Raw genomic sequence first — 4,662 nt, 5'->3', positions numbered from 1 at the left:
CGGCCGTGACGCCCAGGCGCCGCTGCACGCCCAGGCGCCGGGTTTCCATGTCGAACCAGCGGATGATTCCGGCCATCTGCTCGCGCTGGGGCGCCTTCGCGGCCAGATTCACCTGGCCGCCGACCGCGGACGCCTGCTCGAACAGCAGCACCTCGTGGCCGCGCGCACGCGCCACGCGCGCGGCCTCCAGGCCCGCGGGGCCGGCGCCGACGACGACCACCTTGCGGTGTACGCCGGCGCTCTTTTCGAGCACCTGCGGCATGCTCTGTTCACGGCCCGTGGCGGCGTTCTGGATGCACAGCACGTCCAGGCCCTTGTACTGCCGGTCGATGCAGTAATTCGCGCCAACGCATTGTTTGATCTGGTCCTCCCGGCCGTCGCGGATCTTCACGACCATGTGCGGGTCGGCAATCTGCGCGCGCGTCATGCCCACCAGATCGACCATGCCGGCGGCCAGGATGCGTTCCGCCTGCGCGGCGTCGCGGATTCCCTGCGCGTGCAGCACCGGCACCCTGGAGACGGACTTGATCCCCGCGGCCAGATGCACGAAGGGCTCGGGCGGCAGCGCCATGGGCGGCATGCAGTTGGCCAGGGTGTTGTGCGTGTCGGCGCCCGATCCGACCACGTCCAGAAAATCGATGAGGCCGCTTTCCGACATGGCCTGGGCGATCTCCTTGGCCACCTCGTGGTCGATTCCGTCCTCGTGGAACTCGTCGGCACTCACGCGCAGGCCGACGCAGAAGTCGGCGCCGACCTGCTCGCGCACGGCCTCGAGCACCTGCATGCCGAAACGCAGGCGGTTCTCCAGGCTGCCGCCGTACTCGTCGCTGCGCTGGTTCACGCGCGGGCTCCAGAATTGGTCGATCAGATGCTGGTGCGCGGCGGAGATCTCGATCCCGTCGAGCCCGGCGTCCTGCACCCGTTTCGCGGCCCGGCCAAAGTCGGCGACGATGCGCCGGATTTCCTCGACCTCGATGGTCTTCGCGTTGCCCCGGTGCACCGGCTCGCGGATTCCCGAGGGGCTGACCAGATGCGGCCAGTCGAAGCCGCCCCAGGCGTTGCGCCGCCCCATGTGCGTGGCCTGGATCATCAGCTTCGTGCCGTGCCGGTGCATGGTTTCGGCGAGCCTGGACAGCGGCTCGACGACCGCGCCGCGCGTCAGATTGATCGAGCTCCACCAGGACCAGGGGCTGTCGCGCGACACCGGGCTGGAGCCGCCGCAAATCGCCAGGCCGACGCCCCCCCGGGCCTTCTCTTCGTAGTAGCGGATGTAGCGCGGCGTCGGGACCCCGTCGCGGCCGTAGACCTCGGCGTGCGCGGTGCTCACGATGCGGTTGCGCAGCAGCAGCTGGTTCAGGCGCAGGGGTTCAAACAGATGCGGGTAGCGCATGGTCCGGCCCTGAGTTCAAAGGGGGTGAACGGTGAAGATGCAGTGCGGCGGCTGCGGCGGTGCGCCTTCGGCCGGTCCGGCGTGCTCGGTATGTCCGGCGTGTTCGGCCGCGCACCGGTCCTCGGCGCAGGTCGTGCGCAGGCGCGATCCGCCAGATTCGAGCACCCAGTCCATCGCGCCGGCGAACCAGCCGGCGAAGGCGTAGCAGATCCTGTCGCGCCGCACCGGAACGCCGGCAATGCCTTGCGCGAGCACGAACACCGAATGCGCCACCCGGACCTGGGCGCAGCCCGTGTCGGCGTCGGCGTGGAGGAACGCGAACTGGCCCCAGCCGCGTTGCGACAGGCGCTGGAGGTAGTGCCGGTAGACCGCGAGCCCCTTCAATCCGTGGGTCACGGCCTCTTGCTGGCACCAGAAATGCGCCGAGCGGTGGCCGGCCTTGTACAGCGCGGGCGCGTACCGCTCGCGCCCGACGACGGCCTCGGTCTCGACGTGGTTGTTCACGAAGAAATGCCGCGGCATGTAAATCATCGGCAGACCGTCGGTGGTCCAGATGCCGCTGTCGGCGGCTACATCGATGGGCAGTTGCGGGGTCATCGGGGGCCTCGTGGGGTGGGTGTCGTTTCGCGTTCAGGGCGCGAGCCAGCTGGCGACGCGCTCCGGGTTGTCGTGCATCCACTTTTCGGCCGCGGCCTCGGGTTTCGTCCCGCCCTCGATGGCCAGCATCACGCTGCCGATCTCCTCGGGCCTCCACGACAGCCGGCTCAGCAAGGCCACGACCGCAGGGGCCTTGCTGCCCAGCCCGGGGTGCACGACGCTGTGCACGTTCTCTTCGGCGCCGTAGACGTTCTTCGGGTCGGCCAGGAAGTGCAGCTTGTATTTGGAAAACATCCAGTGCGGGATCCAGCCGGTGACGACGATGGGCTTGTTCGCGCGGTACGCGCGGTCGAGTTCCGCGCTCATCGCCGGCCCCGAGCTCGATTGCAGGCGCATCTCCAGGCCGTAGGCCTTGATGGCCTCCTCGGTCTTGCGCATGATCCCCGCGCCCGCGTCGATGCCGACGATGCGGTTGTCGAAGTCCGCGCGCAGGCCGTTCAGGTCCGCGAGGCTCGTGGCCTTGACGTAGTCGGGAACGATGAGACCGATCTTCGCGCCGGCGTAGTTCACGCCCAGGACCTGTACCTTGTCCTTGAAGTTGGCCATGTACGCCCCGTGCGTGACCGGCAGCCAGGCCGCGAGCGTGGCGTCCAGGTCACCGCGCGCAACGCCTTGCCACATCAGGCCCGCGGCCACCGACACCAGCTCGACGGGGTGGCCGAGCTTGCTGCGGATCACGGCGGCGGCGAGCTGGGTCGTGGCGACGCTGTCCGCCCAGCCATCGACGACGCCGATGCGGATCGCCGGCTTGCCCTGCTGCGCCCACGCGGCGCGGCCCGGGAGCGCCAGCGCGGCGGCCAGGCCCAGCAGGGTGCGGGTCAGAAACGGGCGGCGGTGCCGCGGGGAATGGGTGCGTTGCTGGAACATGCTGGACCTCCTTGAAGAATGGACCCTGGCGGGTGTGGATGTCTGGTGCGGCGCTCGGGGCGGCCCCTCACGCGCCCCAGACCTGGGCAAACACGCGCAGCCAGTTGCGCCCCATCACCTTGGTGATCTTGGGCATCGGCCAGCGCGCGCGCTCCATGGCCGCGGTCAGGTTCGGCATTTCGCCGATGGTGCGGATGCCCAGCGGGTTCTGGATCGGGCCAAACTCGGTCAGGCGGCGGTTCACGCCCTTGTCGTGCGTGAGCCAGTCGAAGAAATCCTGGCCGTAGCCCTGGGTGAAGTCGGTGCCGATTCCCACGCAGTCCTCGCCGACCAGGTTGATCACATAGTCGAGCGCTTGCACGTAGTCGTCCACCGTGGCGTTCACGCCGCGCTGGAGAAACGGCGGGAACATGGTCACGCCGATGAAGCCGCCGTGGTCGGCGATGAACCGCAGCTGCGCGTCGCTCTTGTTGCGCGGGTGCTCCTTCAGGCCGGCCGGCAGGCAATGCGAGTAGGTGACCGGCTGCTTCGACGCCAGAATCGCCTCCTCCGAGGTCTTTGCGCCGACGTGCGACAGATCGACCATGATGCCGACGCGGTTCATCTCGGCGACGACCTCGTGGCCGTAGCCCGAGAGGCCGCCGTCGCGCTCGTAGCAGCCGGTGCCGATCAGGTTCTGCGTGTTGTAGCAGAGCTGGACCACGCGCACCCCCATGTCGTGAAAGGCTTCGACGTGGCCGAGCTGGTCCTCGAAGGCGTGCGCGTTCTGGAAACCCAGAACGATCGCGGTCCTGCCGTCTTTCTTCGCCTGTTCGATGTCGGCCGTGCTGCGCGCCAGGGTCAGCAGGTCGCCGTTGGCGCGGATCAGCTGCTTCATGCGGGCGATGTTCGCCACCGTGCCGCGGAAGTCTTCCCACACCGAGACGGTGCAGTTCGCGGCGCTCAGCCCGCCCTTTCTCATGTCCTCGAAAACCGCGCGCTCCCACTTGGAAATGATGAGGCCGTCGATGATCAATGCGTCCTGGTGCAGCGTGCTCATGGGGGGTCTTTCGGGTGGAGAGAGAGGGAAGGGGGCTTTCAGGTGCCCTCGACCAGGGGCGCGAAAACCGGGTCGGCGCACTGCGCCAGGCGGGTGACGCAGGGCCGGCAGGGCTGCGCGGTGCGCTCGATCAGGCGCCAGACGTAGTCGGCAAAACTGCGGCGAAACAGCAGCAGCACGCCGGCCGCGTCGGTGCGCACCACGCTCACGCCGGCCTTGGAGAACACGGTGCTCACGCAGTGCCCGACCTCCAGGCTGGCGAAGTCGCAGGGGCCGAGCTGGCGCAGCAGCAGCAGGTGGTCGGGGCCGGCCAGGCGCAGCGTGGTCAGGCCGCCGCTGTTGTCCACGACCTGGGAGAAGACTGCGTGCAGCGCGGCGCCCAGGTCGGCGAGCAGCGCGGCGCGGCAGGAGCGCTGGCACACCAGCAGCCATTCGTCGGGCGAGACCCAGAGCACCACGCCGCGCGCCGTGGGCAGGACCGCCATCGGCTGCGTCGGCAGCGGCTGGCCCAGGACAGCGGCCACGGCCTGCATGAACGCCGCGTCGTCGGCCCTGCCGCGCAGCACCAGATAGCCCAGGTGCGGCAACTCGCAGAGCCGCACGCGGTGGTGCTCCGCGGGCACGCAGGCCCGGTCCGGCAGCGCGAAGGCGTGCAGCGGCGAGCGCAGCAGATCAGGATCAGGCATTTTGGCGCTCCCCCTGCGCGTCC

General features: G+C 69.2%; 5 protein-coding genes. All 5 read right to left on the bottom strand.

The window, feature by feature from the left end; all coding sequences use genetic code 11:
• Nucleotides 1-1,390: oxidoreductase (locus VTU_RS0102090; RefSeq protein ID WP_010100258.1), on the bottom strand; the 1,390-nt coding region annotated here is incomplete at its 3' end.
• A 15-nt stretch (nt 1,391-1,405) separates the two neighbouring features.
• Nucleotides 1,406-1,987, bottom strand: coding sequence for a DUF5943 domain-containing protein (locus VTU_RS0102085; RefSeq protein WP_010100255.1), 582 nt, complete (start codon nt 1,985-1,987; stop codon nt 1,406-1,408).
• A gap of 33 nt (nt 1,988-2,020) precedes the next feature.
• Entirely contained in the window at nt 2,021-2,914 is an 894-nt protein-coding gene (locus VTU_RS0102080) for a glycine betaine ABC transporter substrate-binding protein (RefSeq protein ID WP_010100253.1), read from the bottom strand.
• 67 nt (nt 2,915-2,981) lie between these two features.
• Complete coding sequence (locus VTU_RS0102075; RefSeq protein ID WP_010100251.1) at nt 2,982-3,953, bottom strand: dipeptidase; 972 nt, start codon at nt 3,951-3,953, stop codon at nt 2,982-2,984.
• Between the two features lie 38 nt (nt 3,954-3,991).
• Complete coding sequence (locus VTU_RS25340) at nt 3,992-4,639, bottom strand: sarcosine oxidase subunit gamma (RefSeq protein ID WP_138927765.1); 648 nt, start codon at nt 4,637-4,639, stop codon at nt 3,992-3,994.
• Nucleotides 4,640-4,662 lie beyond the last annotated feature (23 nt).

The organism is Verminephrobacter aporrectodeae subsp. tuberculatae At4 (assembly GCF_000193225.1).
GTDB lineage: Bacteria > Pseudomonadota > Gammaproteobacteria > Burkholderiales > Burkholderiaceae_C > Acidovorax > Acidovorax aporrectodeae.
Note: the sequence above shows the minus strand (reverse complement) of the source record. Positions and strands in the feature narration are given on the sequence as shown.

Coding starts and splice junctions, on each gene's coding strand:
- VTU_RS0102085 (WP_010100255.1), bottom strand. CDS start 1,987: ATGACCCCGCAACTGCCCATCGATGTAGCCGCCGACAGCGGCATCTGG.
- VTU_RS0102080 (WP_010100253.1), bottom strand. CDS start 2,914: ATGTTCCAGCAACGCACCCATTCCCCGCGGCACCGCCGCCCGTTTCTG.
- VTU_RS0102075 (WP_010100251.1), bottom strand. CDS start 3,953: ATGAGCACGCTGCACCAGGACGCATTGATCATCGACGGCCTCATCATT.
- VTU_RS25340 (WP_138927765.1), bottom strand. CDS start 4,639: ATGCCTGATCCTGATCTGCTGCGCTCGCCGCTGCACGCCTTCGCGCTG.